General features: G+C 34.2%; 1 protein-coding gene and 2 pseudogenes. 1 reads left to right on the forward strand and 2 read right to left on the reverse strand.

Annotated features, from left to right (window positions below; all coding sequences use genetic code 11):
* Nucleotides 1–221: pseudogene (locus FTV38_RS17980) on the forward strand (replication initiation protein); the annotation flags it as partial.
* A gap of 33 nt (nt 222–254) precedes the next feature.
* Here FTV38_RS17980 and FTV38_RS17890 read toward each other — a convergent pair.
* The gene (locus FTV38_RS17890) at nt 255–626 is read right to left on the reverse strand and encodes a hypothetical protein (protein ID WP_179995755.1); all 372 of its coding nucleotides are present in this window, start codon (nt 624–626) and stop codon (nt 255–257) included.
* Between the two features lie 169 nt (nt 627–795).
* Nucleotides 796–1,109, reverse strand: a pseudogene (locus tag FTV38_RS17895) (hypothetical protein); the annotation flags it as partial.

A 1,109-nucleotide genomic window follows, 5' to 3' on the forward strand; every position in this document is an offset into this window, starting at 1 on the left:
ATACTGTAGATATGTTTACAGGACTAGGTATTAAACAATGCCTTATGTTTGGTGATAAGTTAAGTAGAGATATAGCTTTCCAAAACCATTACAAGGCCAATGTTGGAGAGAGTATAGAAGATTATGCAGAACGAATAGCTACAATGCTATCAGATGCTTTCTATATTAAGGAATGGATGACATACCTAGAAAGTGTGGGATATGTACCTAGCAACAAATAAGGGAGCTATATAAGCCCCCTTTTTTATTGTCTGTTATTTAAGACGTTCAGATAGTTGTTCTTCCATAGCCTTAAGTTTAGCTTTGTATTCTTTAATAGAGCTGATTAGTTTGTCATTGCTCAAGTCTTTATAGTCATCCTTGCTAACTGTATTTGAATCAGTACCACGTTTAACTACAGCTTTACGAGGTTTACGTTTAGCAGGGTATGTATATTCTTCTACAGCTTTCTTTTTAGCACCTGTTAAACCTAATAGCTCTACTGTACGAGTACGTGATACCAATGTACAAGGTTTATTATCTTTACCTGTAAATAGAGTTGCTATCTGTTCAGGAGCTGCATCCTTTACTAATTCTAATACTACAGCTTTAGATAGGTTGCCACGAGGTTTAGTTGTAATTGCCATATTCAATACCAACATTTACTTGTTTATTGCTTATAAGCCTATCAGATTGAACGCTGTACGTGAATAGAAATAAATTAGCAAGGCAATTATGCTCACTCATTCACGTAGAGAGAGAAGAACGATGCAAATTATTTTGCACCGCCTACACTAAAAGGTAGTAAGTCTATAACTATTTAGCAGATGCTTCTTTTACTTGAGCATCAAATCTTTTAAGTGCATTAAAAGCCTTACTATCTACAGTACCATCTACAATGGCTACTTCATGTGCGCCTTTGCTAGTTGATACTTTCATCCATGTTCTTTTTGATTGCAGAATTTTAGTTAAAATGCTGTAACTTACAACCATTGTAGCTTGTGAATAGTTAGCCCCTACAGCTTGATCAAAACTAGTAGCATGATCATTCTTTATATTAATAATTTCCCCATCAATATTAAAAGATACTGAGTGAATATTTGCTATTTCATTGAATAGTTGAATAGTAA

This window comes from Acinetobacter sp. YH16044 (assembly GCF_013417145.1).
GTDB lineage: Bacteria > Pseudomonadota > Gammaproteobacteria > Pseudomonadales > Moraxellaceae > Acinetobacter > Acinetobacter amyesii.